Origin of the sequence: Pseudomonas sp. CBC3, from assembly GCF_037967085.1 — a bacterium.
In the GTDB taxonomy this organism is placed as follows: domain Bacteria; phylum Pseudomonadota; class Gammaproteobacteria; order Pseudomonadales; family Pseudomonadaceae; genus Stutzerimonas.
The window spans coordinates 722580-737748 of record NZ_JBANEO010000003.1; the positions used below are offsets into that span (position 1 = coordinate 722580).

Genomic DNA, 15169 nt, shown 5'->3' on the forward strand with positions numbered 1-15169 from the left:
CCATGACGAACAAACCCATGCCGGTGATGACCGACATTTCCGCCCCGTTCTGGAACGCGCTGAAGGAGGGTCGGATCCAGCTGCAGCAGTGCAACGCCTGTCAGGCCTGGACCTTCTACCCGCGCCGGCACTGCTCCAGCTGCCTGGCCCACGACCTGTCCTGGAAGGAGGTCAGCGGTCGCGGCACGCTCTACACCTTCACTGTCGCGCGCATTCCGACCTTGCCGGAGTTCGCCGGTCCCGATGCGCAGATTCTCGCGGTGGTGGAGCTTGAGCAGGGCGTGCGCATCAACACCACGCTGGTGGGCTTGCAACCGGAGGGGATCGAGATCGGCATGCCGGTCAAACCGGTGCGCGCCCGGGTGAAGGAAGACGGCACCGTGCTGCTGCGCTACACAGGCGCGCAGGTCGACCTGGATGACATCGACGAGGTGGTTCGCGCACCGGAACCGCCAAAAACCGAGAACCTGGCGCCTCGCCGAAAGATCGACGTAGCCGACGAAGCGGCGCTCAAGACACTGGTGTCCGATCAATTCACTGCGTGGAGCAATCAGGTGCTGGTGGACCAGACGCTGATCGATGCCTTTGCCGCACTGTCAGGCGATGATTACTGGATACACACCGACCCCGAGCGGGCGCGCAAGGAAGGCCCCTTCGGCGGCACCATCGCCCACGGCGCGCTGGTGCAAGTGATCATGTCGCGCATGCAGGTGCCGCTGGATTTCGAGATCACAGGGTTCACCAACATGGTCAATTACGGCTCCGACCGCCTGCGCTTTCCCTCACCGGTCCCGGCCGGCTCGCTGGTTCATTCGCGTTGCCGAGTCAAGGCGGCGGAACGCAACAAGCGCGGCACCCAGCTGACCCTGGAATTCAACGTGCACGTGGTGGGGCAGGAGCGCCCGGCGGTGATTAACGATTTGGTCATCCTCTATATGTAGTGTGTGGGGCTGTGCTCCTTTGGGCCGTCTCATGAATTGGCATGGGACGGTCTTTTTTTGGTCTTCGCATTTCCTTATAGAGCTGTCTGATAGCTTGGTTTCGCCCTGCTGGGCGAGTCACTTTTTCCAAACGCCGAAAAAGTAACCAAAAACGCTTGCCCCTGCATCCGGCCCTGCGCTTCGCTCCGGGTTCGTTACTCGCTTCGCTCGCCCTTCGGGCCAGCCTTCGGCTGTTACTACGCTGCGCTCCGTTTCACTCCATCGCCGCTCCGAGGGTCGCCGTACAAGGGCCATCCATGGCCCTTTACGGCTCTCGCCGCATCCCTGCGGCTCGCCCCTCTGCGCAACGATTCCGCTCACCCTCCTGAAGGGGCGTTTCATGTGGCCTGGCAGTCCGTGCAAAAAAAACAAGCCAAAGCCAGCCTAAACGAGCTGGCAGTACCACCCAAACTTGCCAGCCCTGCTGCGGGATTATCAGGCAACCGGCGCCGCTTCACATACCAGTTCGTAGTCCTCCAGATTCGGGCAGGCCATGGCTTGCTCGAAGGCTGCGTAGTCCCATGGCCAAGTGGAGGGCACGCCCTCGGCGTCCAGATACCAGCTGGTGCAGCCGGAGCCGAACACGGTGGTTTTGGCCTTTTCCAGTCGGCGCTGTTCGTAGGCGTGCATGGCTTCGCGGCGCACGCTGATCTCGCGGCAGCGGCCGCTTTTCAGCAGGTCGAGCAATTGGCTGATGTACGCCCATTCCATCTCGGCGATCTCGATCAGCGAGAAGTTGCCCACCGGTCCGGTTGGGCCGTTGAGCATGAACAGGTTGGGAAATTCCGGAATAGCGATGGACAGGTAGGCGCTCGGCCGTTTCGCCCAGACTTCGTCGAGACTCACCCCGCCACGGCCAATGACCTGCGTGGGGCGCATGAACAGATGGGCGTTGAAGCCGGTGGCCAGCGCCAGCACGTCGAGCTCGTGCAGCTTGCCATCACGGGTGCGCACGCCGGTCGGTTCGATGCGTTCGATGCCATCGTTGACCAGCTCGGCGTTGGGCTGCTGGACCGCCTGGTAGTAGTCGGGAGAAAAGATCAGGCGCTTGCAGGCGGCGCGGTAGGTGGGGCGCAGCTTCTCGCGCAGCACGGGGTCGACGATGCTTTGCTCCAGATGCGTGGCGCAGACCGCCTCGATCTGTGCCGCCTCGGGAGACGCGGCATCCGCCACGGCGGTGGTGAAGTGGCGCACCTTGGCCATGTAGGTCGGATCGTATTTGAGATCGTGCAGCAGCTGCGGGTCGCTGCGGAATGCAGTGCGCTGCGCCTCGGTGAAGAGATCGTTGGTCACCGGCATGACCCACTGGGCGGTGCGCTGGAAGTGCTTGACCTGCGCCCGCTTCACCAGCGCCGCGACCAGCTGGGTGCCGGTCGAACCGTTGCCGATGATGCCGATGCGCTTGCCGTCCAGCGGCACGCTGTGGTCCCAGCGAGCGCTGTGAAAGCAAGCGCCCTCGAAGGTTTCCAGCCCGGGAAGGCTGGGGTAGCTCGGGTGGTGCAGCACACCGGTTGCTGCGATCAGTACGTCGGCCTGGTCGTGCTGGCCGGTGCGGGTTTGCAGATGCCACTGGCCGTCCCGGTACTCGCAGTGGACGATTTCCTCGTTGAAGCGGATCAATTCGCGGATGCGGTAGTCGGCCACTACCTGGCGGAAATAGGCCTGGATTTCCGCGCCGGGTGGCAGTTGTCGGGTCCACTCCGGGTTTGGCGCGAAGCTGTAGGTGTAGTTGTGCGAGGGGGTGTCGCAGGTCAGGCCGGGGTAGGTGTTTTCCCGCCAGGTGCCGCCCACATCGTCTCCTTTCTCGTAGACGGTGAGGTCGAGGTAGCCCGCTTCGCGCAGCTTGATCGCCGCGAGGATGCCGGCCATGCCTGCGCCGATGACCACGACGCGCAGATTCCTATCGCTGTTCATTGTGCTGTTCTCCGAAAATGGCGTGCGACTTCAGGATTCGCCCAGCAGCGGGGCCGGCTCGCGCCGCGCAAGGATGGCGTCGGTGCGTAGACGCAGGGCGTCATCGATGGCTTCCGGCTGCGGCAGCAGCCAGTACTGGCCGTCGCGGATGCCAGCGAATACGCGTTCGGCGAAGGTCGCCGCGTCAAGGCCGTTGGCCGTCAGCAGTTCGCGCATGGCGTCGACGAATTGGTGTGTCGCCGGATGAATCTCGCTGCCTCCAAAGGGATCGTCGAAGATCGCGCTGCGCACCGGTCCCGGTGCCAGCAGCGACACCTCGACCGGCGCGCCGAGCAGCCTCAGTTCACCGTGTAGTGACTCGGTCAGCGCCACCACGGCGAACTTGGTCGCCGAGTAGGGCGCCATCAGCGGGCTTGGCAAAAAGCCGCCGACCGAGGCGGTATTGACGATCCGTGCCGGGCGGCCCGCCTCCAGCAGGCGCGGCACGAAGCTGCGGATGCCGTTGAGCACGCCGCCCAGATTGACGGCCAGGTCCCGCTGCCAGCGTTCAGGCGGGATCTCCCAGCTGAATCCGGTGCTCATCACGCCGGCGTTGTTGAACAGCAGGTCGACCTCGCCGAAGCGTTGCCAGGCCGCTTGCGCCAATGCCTCCACGGCAGCCGGATCGGTGACATCGGTCGGCACTGCCAAGACCTCTGCATCCAGACTCGCGGCAAGCGATTGCAACTGATCGGCATCGATATCCGCCGCGACGATACGCATGCCGAGCGTGGCGGCATGGCGAGCCAGCCCCAGACCGATACCGCTGGCCGCACCGGTGATGACCACGGTGCCGCCTTCGAGGCGTAGTGGGTTTTTATTCATTGTTCTTGTTCTCCTGGGCGCTGTGTCCGGATCGGACAGGACGATCATCCGCAGGGGCGCACGGCAGGGTCATCGTTGAAATCGACTAAACGTCGGGGCCGGTGGCGATCCGTTGCAAACGGGGCGAGTAGTCGATTTCAACGAGGCATGGGCGCGACAGGTGCGCCAATACTCGCCTGCAGGAGGGCGTGGATTCAGCCGAGGCTGGCCACGCTCTTGAGGACCAGGTGGACCAGCTGCGGCTGGCGCGTGACCCCGAGCTTGGAAAAGATCGAGCGCAGGTGCGCGCGGGTGGTGTGGACGCTGATGTGTAGCTCGGTGGAGGCCTCTTCGACGCTGGCGCCGTTTGCCAGCAGGACGGAGAGCTTGGCCTCGGCTGGCGTCAGCTGGAACAGCTCCATCAGCAGGCTGGCTGATGACTCGGCCTGTTGGCCGGGGTCGCTGACGAAGATGGCGAGCACCGGAACGCTGGCGCCTTGGGAATACTGCCCCGGCGGGACCGGGCGAATCACCAGACTGAGCGGCGCGCCACGTGTGCCGACCTCCACCAGCATTGCGCGGGCGAGGCTTGCAGTTCCGCTTGTTTGCGCCGTGGTGACCTGAGCGAGGAGCTGGCGCAGCCGGGCGCCCTGGCGCTCGTCGGGCAGCTTCAGGCGCCCGCCGCGCAGGTGCAGCCCGCTGCCGTCGCCGAGTAGCCGGTCCGCCAGCGGATTGGTGCGCACCACCTGCTGGTGTTCGTCCAACAGGAAGGTGGCGACGGCCAGCTGCGACATGGCGCCGGCATAGATCTCGCGCTCGGTGTCGCTCTCGCCGAGGCGCGCATGGATGCCCAGGGCGCGGCAGAAATGCGTGACGAGCAGTGCGCACAGCGCCTTCTCGTCATCGCCGAACGGCGGCTGGGTAGCGCTGCGGGTAAAGCGCAGGCTGGCAGCGGGGCCGCTTGGGTCATGCAAGTCGACACCGAGGATGTGGGCGATGTCGTACGGCTGCAGGACTAGACGGAAGAATTCGTCTTCCGGAGCGCTGGCGCCATCGAGCAGTTCGCTGAGCAGCATCGGCTGGTTCGGCGGCAGGTTGACGAAGGGGTCCAACGCATAGAGGCGCCGGGCGAAATAGGGCGCATCGGACCAGCCGGTCGGCGTGTTGTCCGCGCTGAGGGTGATGCCCAGACCCGTATCGGAAGGGCGACGCAGGATCAGAAAGGCGTCGGTAGCGCCCATGGCGTCGCGCATGCCGGCGAGCTGGTGCTGCCACGGGGGATCTTCGAGGGCGCCTTCGTAGATCGAACCGACCAGTGCATTGACGGTGTGAAGCGACGTGCTGATTTCCATGGTGCTTCGGTTTCCGGCCTTGGGACCGAACGAACATAGCGCAGCGAGACAAGAACAATCGAGCCGAGAAAAGGAAGAAAAACAATGAGCCTGGACCCACCGATCGCTGCGCTGATGCAGCAGCTTCATAGTCAGCCGATGCCACCCTGGTGCGAGATGACCCCCGAGGGGCTGCGCGCGGGCTACAAGATGGCACCGGCAGAAAACCCCGAGCCGGTGGCCGAGGTGCGGGAGCACAGCATCCCCGGTCCCGGCGGCGAACTGCCGCTGCGCATCTACCGACCGGAGCGCGAAGGGCCATTGCCGGTGCTGGTGTTCTTTCACGGCGGTGGTTTCGTCATTGGCGATCTGGACAGCCACGACAACCTGGCGCGGGCCTTCTGCAATGCGCTGCCCGCGGTGGTGGTGGCGGTGGACTACCGACTGGCGCCGGTGCACCGCTTTCCTGCCGCGGTGGAGGACGCCTGGGCCGCGACCTGCTGGGTGGCGCTGCATGCCGAAGCGCTCGGCGCGGACGCCAGCCGGCTCATCGTCGGTGGCGACAGCGCCGGCGGTAATCTGGCTGCGGTGATCGCCCAGCTCGCCCGCGACCGGCAAGGCCCGGCCATTGCACATCAGATGCTGCTCTACCCGGTGTGCGACACCAATCTTGAGCGCGACAGCTACCGCCGCTACGGCCAGGGATATTTCCTTGAAACCGAGATGATGCGCTGGATGCTCGGGCACTACCTGGGTGATCCGCAGACCCGCGATACACGCGTCTGTCCGTTGCATACGCCGGATCTGCGACAACTGCCGCCCGCTACGCTGATGACGGCCGAATACGATCCGCTGCGCGAGGAGGGCGAAGAATATGCCGAGCGTTTGTGGCAGGCCGGCGTGCCCGTCCACGGCCATTGTTATCCGGGGGCGATCCACGGCTTCATGAGTTTCCTCGGTATGGTCGGCCTGGCCGACCGCGCCTTCGCCGACACGGTGGTGGCGGTGCGCACGGCGTTGTCGGGGCCGTCCAGCAAGTAACCTTTCGGGCCGGCAGGCGGCACTCTGCCGGCTTCCCCGCTGTTAGTCTCAACGGACGATGAGTCCCCCGATCATCGGCATGACAATCCTCACAAGCCCAAAACAGGCGCATGAGGAGTTGCACCCATGACCGATATCCGCTCACTGAGCTATTTCGTCGCTCAGATCGAAAACCTGGATGCCTGGCGTCAGTACGCTGAAGATGTGCTGGGCATGATGACCAGCCCGGCGCCCGGCGGCGGCCTCTATCTGAAGATGGATGAACGCCCGTTCCGCATGCTGATAGTCGAGGGGCCGCAAGCCTGCTACCTCGCTTCAGGGTGGGAGCTGTCCGGAGAGCGCGCATTCGAGGCGTTGCTGGCTCGCCTGGCCAAGGCCGACGTACCTTACGAACTGGGCGATGCGGCGATCTGCGAACAGCGCGGTGTGCAGGCGCTGGCCATCGTTCGCGATCCGGCGGGCAACCGCCACGAGCTGACATGGGGTCATCGTTCCGACTGCCAGCCATTCGTCTCGCCCCAGGGTGTGCCGCGCTTTCTCACCGGCGACATGGGCCTGGGTCACACCGTATTGCCGGCGCCGCGTTTCGATGAATGCCGGGCGTTCTACCGCGACCTGCTCGGGTTCGAGGTGTCGGACGTCTTCAATTTCCGCGCTGCGCCTGACGCGCCGCCGGTGCGCATCCACTTCCTGCACTGCGCCAACCCCCGTCACCACAGCCTCGCCATTGCCGAATACGACGTGCCCAGCAAGTGCGTACACGTGATGGTGGAGGTGGAGAACATGACCGAAGTGGGTCGTGCCCTCGATCGCGTGACTGCCCATGGGGTGCCGCTGTCGGCGACCCTCGGCCAGCACCTCAATGACCGCATGACCTCCTTTTACGTGAAGACCCCGTCCGGCTTCGACCTGGAGTACGGCTGCGGTGGCCTGCAGGTGGACTGGGACGAGCACAGCGCCTTCGAATTCACCCGCGTGAGCCTGTGGGGTCATGACTTTTCGGTAGGCCGCCAGGCCGCTGCGCAAGGAGAGGTTCAATGAACAAGTTGATGACCCTGAGCGATGTGGTCGGCCAGCTGCACGATGGTATGACCGTCGGCTTCGGCGGTTGGGGCCCTCGGCGCAAGCCCATGGCGATTGTTCGCGAGATCCTGCGTAGCGACGTCAAGGATCTCACCGTGGTCGCCTACGGTGGGCCGGAAGTCGGCATGCTGCTCGCTGCCGGCAAGGTGAAGAAGCTGGTGTTCGGCTTCGCCACCCTCGATGCGATCCCGCTCGAACCCTATTTCCGCAAGGTTCGCGAGGCGGGCATGCTGAACGTGATGGAGCTGGACGAAGGGCTGTTCCAGTGGGGCTTGCGTGCTGCGGGAATGCGCGTGCCGTTTCTGCCCGCGCGCGCCGGCCTTGCCACGGACGTGCTGACCCATAACCCGAACCTGCGCACCGTCACCTCGCCCTATGACGACGGCGAAGTGCTGCTGGCGATGCCGGCATTGGAGCTGGACGTGGCGTTCGTCCACGTCAACCGCGCCGACCGCCTGGGCAACACCCTGGTGACCGGTGGCGATGCCTATTTCGATCACCTGTTCGCCCGTGCGGCGAAGCAGTGCTTCGTCTCCGCCGAACAGGTGGAAGAACGCCTGGCGCTGGACGCCGACAGTGCGCGCTTCAACACCTTCGAGCGCTCGCTGGTGACCGGTGTGGTGGAGGCCCCGCAGGGCGCTCACCCGACCACCTGCGCGCCGGACTACGGCTGGGACATGCAACACCTCAAGGATTACGTCGCCAGCGCAGGTGAGGAGGGTGGCTGGCAGCGCTACCTGGACAGCTACGTCAACGGCGATGAAGCCACCTATCGCGAGCGCAACGGTGGTACCGCGCGCATGGCCAGCCTGCCGCTGCCGATCTTCTGAAGGAGCCCCCCATGTCCGAGAACACTTTCAGCCTGGCCGAACTGATGATCGTGGCCGCTTCCGACGCCTGGCGTGACGACGGCGAACTGCTCGCCTCGGGGCTCGGCATCATCCCGCGCCTCGGCGCCAGCCTGGCCAAACTGAGCCACAGCCCCGAGCTGCTGATGACCGACAGCGAGGCCTTTCTGGTGGAGGAACCGGTGCCGGTCGGCCCGCGTGGCGACTACCAGCCGAAATACGCAGGCTACATGCCCTTCGAGCGTATTTTCGAATGCGTCTGGCACGGGCGTCGCCACGCCATGATCGGCCCGACGCAGGTCGATCGCTGGGCGCAGACCAACCTTTCGGTGGTCGGCGATTACACCCGGCCCAAGGTGGCGATGCTTGGCGCACGCGGCCTGCCGGGCAACAGTATCAATCACAAGAACTCCTTCTTCGTCCCCAACCACAGCACCCGGGCCTTCGTTGCAGGCGAGGTGGACATGGTCTCCGGTGTCGGTTTCAAAGAGGAGCGCTGGGGGCCGGGTATGCGTCGCGACCTGATGAGCATCGGCCGGGTCGTCACCGATCTCTGCGTGATGGACTTCAACGGCCCGGACCACGCGTGCCAAGTGCTTTCGCTGCATCCGGGGGTGGATTTCGACACTGTGCAGGCGCGCACCGGCTTCCCGCTGCTCAAGGCCGAAGGGATGGGCGAGACGCCGCATCCGACTGCCGAGCAGCTGGCGCTGATCCGCCAGCTCGACCCGCACGATCTGCGCAGCAAGCAGCTCAAGGGCAACCCGGCGGGCATGCGTACGTCCGAGGAGGTCGCTGGATGAGCCACGACAACGCCTTCGTCGATCGACCAGATACGGCCGTCTACGAGACTGACGAACCAGTGCAGTACCGCGTCGAGGATGGCGTGGCGATCCTCACCCTGAGCCGGCCGCAGTTCAATAATGTGCAGAACTCGCAAATGACTTATGCGCTGGATGCCGCCTTCCGCCGCGCGGTGGATGACGACCGCATCAAGGTCATCGTGCTGGCGGGCACCGGCAAGCACTTCTCCGCCGGTCACGACATCGGTACGCCAGGGCGCGACGTCAACAAGCCGTTCGAGCGCGCCCACTTGTGGTGGGACCACACCAACAAGCCAGGCGGTGAGTTCCTCTATGCCCGTGAGCAAGAGGTGTACCTGAACATGTGCCGGCGCTGGCGGGAGATTCCCAAACCGACCATCGCCATGGTGCAGGGCGCTTGTGTCGCTGGTGGGCTGATGCTGGCCTGGGTCTGCGATTTGATCGTCGCCAGCGACGATGCCTTCTTTCAGGACCCTGTTGTGCGCATGGGCATTCCGGGGGTGGAGTATTTCGCCCACGCCTTCGAGATGCACCCGCGCATCGCCAAGGAGTTCCTGTTCCTCGGCGAGCGCATGCCGGCGGCCCGTGCCTACGAGCTGGGCATGGTCAACCGGGTGGTGCCGCGCGAGGCGCTGGCCGCCGAGACGCTGGAGATTGCCCGGCGCATCGCCGCTCAACCGCGCATGGGCCTGGCGTTGACCAAGCAGGCGGTGAACCACATCGAGGATTTGCAGGGCAAGCGCAGCGGGATGGAAGCGGCCTTCGCCTGGCACCACTTCGCCCATGTCCACAACGAGATGGTGTCCGGCGACAAGCTGGGCGGCTACGACGGCAAGGCCATGGCCGAGGCGAACAAGAAGCAGGCGGGCCGGGGAGAGTCGTCATGACCCTGCTCCAGACCCGCCTGACCGAGGCGCTCGGCTGTCGCTATCCCATCGTGCAGACGGCCATGGGCTGGGTAGCCGACGCCAACCTGGTGATCGCCACTACCCGTGCCGGCGGCTTTGGCTTCCTCGCCGGAGCGACCATCCCGGCCGAGGCGCTGGAAGGCGAGATACAGAAAGTGGTCGCTGCTACCGGCGGCAGCCAATTCGGCTTGAATTTCCACATGTTCCAGGACAACGCCGCGCAATGCGTGGACTTGGCCATCCAGTACCGCCTGCGCGCGGTCAGCTACGGGCGCGGGCCGGACAAGGCGACCATCCGCCGCTTCAAGGACGCCGGGGTGCTCTGCATTCCTACGGTCGGCGCGCTCAAACATGCGCTCAAAGCCGTGGAGCTGGGCGCCGACATGATCACCATTCAAGGCGGTGAGGGCGGTGGCCACACCGGCGGCGTGCCAACCACCATCCTGTTGCCGCAGGTGCTCGACGCGGTGACGGTGCCGGTGATCGCCGCTGGGGGTTATTCCACCGGACGTGGCCTGGCGTCGGCGTTGGCCGCTGGCGCCGAGGGCATCGCGATGGGCACGCGCTTTCTGATGACATCCGACTCGCCGACCCCACGCGCCACCCTGGAGCGCTACCTGGCGGTGCGCGACACCCAGCAGATTCGCGTCACCCTGGCGGTCGACGGCATGCGCCACCGGATGATCGACAATCCCTTTATCCGCCGCCTGGAGCAAGCCAGCCCGATGGGCCGGCTGTGGATCGCCCTGAAAAGCGCGCGCAGCTGGCAGGCGCAGACCGGCATGAGCAGTGCGCACATGCTCAGGACCTTTTTCAAGGCCATCAAGGAAGATCCTTCAGCCCTGTCGCAGGTGGTCATGGCGGCCAACCAACCAGTGCTGCTGGAGCGCTCGATGGTCGACGGCATTCCCGACGAAGGCATCTTGCCCAGCGGCCAGGTGGCCGCCGCCATCGACAGCTTGCCGAGCTGCCAGGAACTCATCGAACAGATCGCCGGCGAAGCCGAACAGTGCCTGCAACGCCTGAACACGCGTTTGCAGCAGGCAGGCACGCCGGTTAACGAACAACAGAGGGCTCACGCATGAGCAGTGCATTCAAGGTCGAGATCAACCAGGGCGTCGCCGAACTGGTGCTGGCGAAGCCGCCTGTCAACGCGCTGGACAGCGAGGAATGGCTGGCACTGGCCGCTCGCATCGACGAGCTGGGCGCCAACGCCGAGGTACGCGTGCTGATCATCCGCGCCGAGGGGCGCGGCTTCTGTGCCGGCGTCGACATCAAGGAACTGGATGCGCATCCCGAGCGAATCGTCAAAGTCAACGCGGGCAACTACGCGACCTTCAAGGCCATCCATCGCTGCAAGGTGCCCGTGATCGTCGCGGTGCACGGCTTCGTACTGGGTGGCGGCATCGGCATGACCGGCGCGGCCGACATCGTGCTCGCCTCGCGCTGCGCCACCTTTGCGCTGCCGGAAGTGGACCGCGGCGCTATGGGCGGCGGTGCGCATCTGCAGCGCCTGTTTCCGGTGCAAAAGGTTCGCTACATGTTCTTCACCGGCGAGACGGTTACCGCGCCGGACGCGATGCAGTACGGCTTCATCGAGAAGCTGGTTGAGCGCGAGGAACTGCCGGCCGCTGCCCGCGAAATTGCCGTGAAGATCGCGGCGAAGAGCCCAGCGATGATCCGCATCGCCAAGGAGGCGCTCAACGGCATCGAAGATGGCAACCTCGAAGACAAATACCGCTGGGAGCAGGGCTTCACGCTGGAGGCCTACACCCTGCCGGATTCGGCCGAGACGCGCCGTGCCTTCGTGGAAAAAAGAGACACCCAGTTCTGAGGCCGCAACCATGCAATTGACCTACACCGACAAGCAAAAGGCCTTCCGCACCGAGGTGCGCGCCTGGTTGCAAGACAACGTGCCGAGTGAGCCCCTGGCCAGTTACGACACCCGGGAGGGCTTCGAACAGCACCGTGAATGGGAGGCCAAGCTGTATGCCAGTCGCCTGTCCATGGTGATGTGGCCGCAACACCTCGGCGGCATGGGCTGCGACCTGATCGAGTGGCTGATCTTCGAAGAAGAGTACTACGCCGCTGGCGCGCCCATGCGGGTCAACCAGAACGGCCAGCTGTTGCTCGGCCCGACGCTTATGGAGTTCGGCACCGAGGAGCAGAAGCGTCATTTCCTGCCGCGTATCGCGTCGAGCGAAGACATGTGGGCACAGGGCTGGTCGGAGCCCAATGCTGGGTCCGACATGGCGGCCATTCGCAGCAAGGCCACCCTGGACGGCGACCATTACGTGATCAACGGTCAGAAGACCTGGTCCACTCGCGCCAGTTTTGCCGATTGGATCTTCGGCCTGTTCCGCACCGACCCGACCAGCAGCCGGCATCACGGGCTGAGCTATCTCATGGTCGAGCTGAACACGCCCGGGGTGACCATTCGCCCGATCAAGGCGCTCAACGGCAAGGACGCCTTCGCCGAAGTGTTCTTCGATGACGTTCGGGTCCCGGTAAAGAACCTGATCGGCGGTGAAGGGCAGGGCTGGAACGTGGCGATGGCCACCGCCGGCTTCGAGCGAGGGCTGTTGCTTCGCTCGCCCGCACGCTTCCAGCAGACCGCGCGACGGCTGATCGATCTGTACAAACGCTACCCGCAGGCCGCCGAGCGCGATCCGGGCCTGCGTGATGCGGTGATCGAGAGCTGGATGGAGGCCCAGGCCTATGCCTATTCGGCCTATCACACGGTGGGCCTGATCGATAAAGGCGCCAAGATCGGGGCGGAAGCCAGCATCAACAAGATCGTCTGGTCGGAGCTGGATCTGAAGATGCACGAAACGGCTATGCGCATCCTCGGTGCCCGCGGGGAGCTGCTCGGCAGCGCGCCGGAGGTCGTCGACGAAGGCAGCTGGCTGGAAGGATTTCTCTTCGCGCAGGCCGGGCCCATCTACGCCGGCACGAACGAAATCCAGCGAAACATCGTCGCCGAGCGGCTGCTCGGTCTGCCTAAATCCTGAAGGGGGCGACCATGGACTTCACCTTTACCGAAGATCAGCTCGCCTTCCGCGAAGCGATCAGCCGCTTCCTGATGACCGAAGCGCCGCCCGAGATGCTGCGTGAGATCTGGGAAACCGACGATGGCCGATCTGCCGAGTTGCGCTCGAAGATGGCGGAGCAGGGGCTTACAGCGCTTTGCGTACCGGAAGCCCAAGGCGGGCTGGGCATGGACGATATTGCCTGGGCGCTGCTTACTCAGGAGCTGGGTTATTACGCCATCCCTGATTCGCTGGCCGATACGGCCTACGTTGCCGCCAGCCTGTTGAGAGACATGCAGGACGACAGTCCGCTGCGCAGCGTGCTGCTTGAAGGCATCGCTGCCGGCGGGTCGCGTATTGCAGTGGGCCATCCGGTCAATCACTTCGTTGCCGATGCCCATATGGCCGACGTGCTGCTTCTCGAACGCGGCGGTTCGATTTACGCCGTGGAGCGCTCTGCCATCGATCTCGAACACAATCGGAGCATCGACAGCTCACGCCGCCTGTGTCGGGTCAGCTGGAGCCCCGACGCTGCAACGTGCCTGGCAGACGCCGAACAGGCGCGCCGGCTTTGGGCGGCAACCCTCAACCGCGGTGCGCTGGCTGTTGCCGGGCAGAGCCTTGGCCTGGCCCAGCGCATGCTCGACCTCTCGGTCGACTACGTGGTGCAGCGCAAGCAGTTCGGTAAGCCGATCGGCAGCTTTCAAGCCATCAAGCATCACCTGGCGGATGTCGCCAGCAAGATCGAGTTCGCCAAACCGGTGCTCTATCGCGCCGCTCACGCCGTGGCGCACGGTGACGAGCGAGCCGCTGTGCATGTTTCCCACGCCAAGCTGGCCTGCTGCGAGGCGGCCGCGCTCGCTGCGCGGCACGGCATTCAGGTGCACGGTGCCATGGGCTACACGTGGGAAGTCGATCTGCAGATGTTCATGAAGCGCGCCTGGGCCCTGGATTCTTCATGGGGCGACCGCGCCTTTCACAATTCCCGGGTGGCGGCTGCCATCCTCGCCGACGGCGCGCCTGTCGGCCCTCAATACACCTTCGAGGACTAAGCCTTGCCTGAAGCCTACATTGTCGACGCCCTGCGCAGCCCTACCGGCAAGCGCAAGGGTGGCCTTGCCCATGTCCATGCCATCGACCTCGGCGCGCACGCGCTCAAGGCGCTGGTGGAGCGTAACGTGGTGCCCGCCGCTGAATATGACGACGTGATCTTCGGCTGCGTTGACACCATCGGTTCACAAGCCGGAGACATCGCCCGCACCGCTTGGTTGGCGGCGGGCCTTCCACTGAATGTGCCGGGCACTACGGTGGATCGCCAGTGCGGCTCGTCGCAGCAGGCGCTGCACTTCGCCGCGCAGGCGGTGATGAGCGGAACGCAGGACGTGGTCGCGGTCGGCGGCGTGCAGACCATGACCCAGATCCCGATTTCCTCGGCGATGCTTGCCGGGCAGCCGCTGGGCTTCACCGATCCGTTTTCCGGCAGCCGTGGATGGCAGGCGCGCTTCGGTAATCAACCGGTGAACCAGTTCTACGCCGCTCAGCGCATTGCCAGTCACTGGGACATCAGCCGTGCGCAGATGGAGTGCTTTGCGCTGGAAAGCCATCGCCGCGCCTTGGCGGCCATCGAGGGCGGGCGCTTCACGCGTGAAATCGTCCCGCTCGAAGGCGTCTGGGCCGACGAAACGCCGCGCCAGACGACGCTGGACAAAATGGCATCGCTGGAACCGGTCGACCCGACGTACCCGGATATCACCGCTGCGGTCTCCAGCCAGACGTGCGACGCCTCGGCGGCGCTGCTGGTGGTTTCCGAGGCCGCGCTCGCACGCTACGGGCTGACCCCGCGGGCTCGTATTCATCACCTGTCGGTACGCGGCGACGACCCCATCTGGCATCTCACAGCGCCGATCGAAGCGACTCGTCATGCGCTGAAAAAGGCCGGAATGACCATGGCGGACATCGATCTCGTGGAGATCAATGAGGCCTTCGCGTCGGTGGTCATGGCGTGGCAGAAGGAGCTGGATTACGACCCCGCCAAGACCAATGTCAACGGCGGCGCCATCGCCCTCGGCCACCCGCTGGGCGCCACGGGCGCCAGGCTGATGACCACGCTGCTGCATGAATTGGAGCGCAGCGGCGGACGCTTCGGCTTGCAGACGATGTGCGAGGGCGGCGGGCAGGCGAACGTCACCATCATCGAACGTCTTTAGATCGACAGGCCTAGGGCGTGACAGGCGCCGTTGCGCTTGGTCGAGCCGCGTTGAGCTCGGTATGGAAGGCACGTCGGCCCCGGCACTTCCACAGCCGATTCCGCCATGCCTGACCTGCGCTCGCGCTGCGTCTGCAGGCGCCTTCGAGCGACCATCACATA

General features: G+C 64.9%; 14 protein-coding genes. 11 read left to right on the forward strand and 3 right to left on the reverse strand.

Annotated features, from left to right (window positions below; translation table 11 throughout):
• Positions 1-2 precede the first annotated feature (2 nt).
• Positions 3-941: a bifunctional OB-fold nucleic acid binding domain-containing protein/MaoC family dehydratase gene (locus V6943_RS15965; protein WP_181101144.1), complete on the forward strand. Its 939-nt coding sequence runs from the start codon at positions 3-5 to the stop codon at positions 939-941.
• A gap of 474 nt (positions 942-1415) precedes the next feature.
• Here the strand turns inward: V6943_RS15965 and V6943_RS15970 are convergent, their stop codons facing one another.
• The 3 genes from V6943_RS15970 to V6943_RS15980 all read right to left on the reverse strand — a co-directional run bounded on the left by V6943_RS15970 (position 1416) and on the right by V6943_RS15980 (position 5089).
• A complete protein-coding gene (locus V6943_RS15970; protein ID WP_340554473.1) occupies positions 1416-2894 on the reverse strand; it encodes a flavin-containing monooxygenase in 1479 nt (492 codons plus the stop codon).
• Positions 2895-2924: 30 nt separating this feature from the next.
• Positions 2925-3758 carry an SDR family NAD(P)-dependent oxidoreductase gene (locus V6943_RS15975; RefSeq protein WP_340554475.1) on the reverse strand — a complete coding sequence of 278 codons (834 nt, stop codon included), beginning with the start codon at positions 3756-3758 and terminating at the stop codon, positions 2925-2927.
• Between the two features lie 194 nt (positions 3759-3952).
• Positions 3953-5089, reverse strand: coding sequence for a helix-turn-helix transcriptional regulator (locus V6943_RS15980; protein WP_340554477.1), 1137 nt, complete (start codon positions 5087-5089; stop codon positions 3953-3955).
• Positions 5090-5173: 84 nt separating this feature from the next.
• Between V6943_RS15980 and V6943_RS15985 the strand changes: the two genes are divergently transcribed.
• The 10 genes from V6943_RS15985 to V6943_RS16030 all read left to right on the forward strand — a co-directional run bounded on the left by V6943_RS15985 (position 5174) and on the right by V6943_RS16030 (position 15008).
• Positions 5174-6109, forward strand: coding sequence for an alpha/beta hydrolase (locus V6943_RS15985; RefSeq protein WP_340554478.1), 936 nt, complete (start codon positions 5174-5176; stop codon positions 6107-6109).
• 126 nt (positions 6110-6235) lie between these two features.
• Positions 6236-7150: a VOC family protein gene (locus V6943_RS15990; RefSeq protein ID WP_340554480.1), complete on the forward strand. Its 915-nt coding sequence runs from the start codon at positions 6236-6238 to the stop codon at positions 7148-7150.
• Positions 7147-8022, forward strand: coding sequence for a CoA transferase subunit A (locus V6943_RS15995; RefSeq protein ID WP_340554482.1), 876 nt, complete (start codon positions 7147-7149; stop codon positions 8020-8022). The genes V6943_RS15990 and V6943_RS15995 overlap by 4 nt, the downstream gene beginning before the upstream one ends.
• Positions 8023-8033: 11 nt before the next feature.
• Positions 8034-8843, forward strand: a complete 810-nt coding sequence (locus tag V6943_RS16000) for a CoA-transferase subunit beta (RefSeq protein WP_340554484.1) — start codon at positions 8034-8036, stop codon at positions 8841-8843.
• On the forward strand, positions 8840-9751 hold the full coding sequence (locus V6943_RS16005) for an enoyl-CoA hydratase (protein ID WP_340554485.1): 912 nt from the start codon (positions 8840-8842) through the stop codon (positions 9749-9751). Before V6943_RS16000 ends, V6943_RS16005 begins: the two co-directional genes overlap by 4 nt.
• Positions 9748-10857 carry an NAD(P)H-dependent flavin oxidoreductase gene (locus tag V6943_RS16010; RefSeq protein WP_340554487.1) on the forward strand — a complete coding sequence of 370 codons (1110 nt, stop codon included), beginning with the start codon at positions 9748-9750 and terminating at the stop codon, positions 10855-10857. Before V6943_RS16005 ends, V6943_RS16010 begins: the two co-directional genes overlap by 4 nt.
• Positions 10854-11606 carry an enoyl-CoA hydratase family protein gene (locus V6943_RS16015; RefSeq protein WP_340554489.1) on the forward strand — a complete coding sequence of 251 codons (753 nt, stop codon included), beginning with the start codon at positions 10854-10856 and terminating at the stop codon, positions 11604-11606. The genes V6943_RS16010 and V6943_RS16015 overlap by 4 nt, the downstream gene beginning before the upstream one ends.
• A gap of 10 nt (positions 11607-11616) precedes the next feature.
• Positions 11617-12783: an acyl-CoA dehydrogenase family protein gene (locus V6943_RS16020; protein ID WP_340554491.1), complete on the forward strand. Its 1167-nt coding sequence runs from the start codon at positions 11617-11619 to the stop codon at positions 12781-12783.
• An 11-nt stretch (positions 12784-12794) separates the two neighbouring features.
• Positions 12795-13853 (forward strand): acyl-CoA dehydrogenase family protein, encoded by a 1059-nt coding sequence (locus V6943_RS16025; RefSeq protein WP_340554493.1) that lies wholly within the window; start codon positions 12795-12797, stop codon positions 13851-13853.
• 3 nt (positions 13854-13856) lie between these two features.
• Positions 13857-15008, forward strand: coding sequence for an acetyl-CoA C-acetyltransferase (locus tag V6943_RS16030; protein ID WP_340554495.1), 1152 nt, complete (start codon positions 13857-13859; stop codon positions 15006-15008).
• Positions 15009-15169 lie beyond the last annotated feature (161 nt).

What these genes read in the sequence shown, in the direction of transcription:
- V6943_RS15990 (WP_340554480.1), top strand. Translation starts at nt 6,236, where the DNA reads ATGACCGATATCCGCTCACTGAGCTATTTCGTCGCTCAGATCGAAAAC.
- V6943_RS16010 (WP_340554487.1), top strand. Translation starts at nt 9,748, where the DNA reads ATGACCCTGCTCCAGACCCGCCTGACCGAGGCGCTCGGCTGTCGCTAT.
- V6943_RS15965 (WP_181101144.1), top strand. Translation starts at nt 3, where the DNA reads ATGACGAACAAACCCATGCCGGTGATGACCGACATTTCCGCCCCGTTC.
- V6943_RS15975 (WP_340554475.1), bottom strand. Translation starts at nt 3,758, where the DNA reads ATGAATAAAAACCCACTACGCCTCGAAGGCGGCACCGTGGTCATCACC.
- V6943_RS15970 (WP_340554473.1), bottom strand. Translation starts at nt 2,894, where the DNA reads ATGAACAGCGATAGGAATCTGCGCGTCGTGGTCATCGGCGCAGGCATG.
- V6943_RS16025 (WP_340554493.1), top strand. Translation starts at nt 12,795, where the DNA reads ATGGACTTCACCTTTACCGAAGATCAGCTCGCCTTCCGCGAAGCGATC.
- V6943_RS16000 (WP_340554484.1), top strand. Translation starts at nt 8,034, where the DNA reads ATGTCCGAGAACACTTTCAGCCTGGCCGAACTGATGATCGTGGCCGCT.
- V6943_RS16015 (WP_340554489.1), top strand. Translation starts at nt 10,854, where the DNA reads ATGAGCAGTGCATTCAAGGTCGAGATCAACCAGGGCGTCGCCGAACTG.
- V6943_RS16005 (WP_340554485.1), top strand. Translation starts at nt 8,840, where the DNA reads ATGAGCCACGACAACGCCTTCGTCGATCGACCAGATACGGCCGTCTAC.
- V6943_RS15980 (WP_340554477.1), bottom strand. Translation starts at nt 5,089, where the DNA reads ATGGAAATCAGCACGTCGCTTCACACCGTCAATGCACTGGTCGGTTCG.
- V6943_RS15995 (WP_340554482.1), top strand. Translation starts at nt 7,147, where the DNA reads ATGAACAAGTTGATGACCCTGAGCGATGTGGTCGGCCAGCTGCACGAT.
- V6943_RS16020 (WP_340554491.1), top strand. Translation starts at nt 11,617, where the DNA reads ATGCAATTGACCTACACCGACAAGCAAAAGGCCTTCCGCACCGAGGTG.
- V6943_RS15985 (WP_340554478.1), top strand. Translation starts at nt 5,174, where the DNA reads ATGAGCCTGGACCCACCGATCGCTGCGCTGATGCAGCAGCTTCATAGT.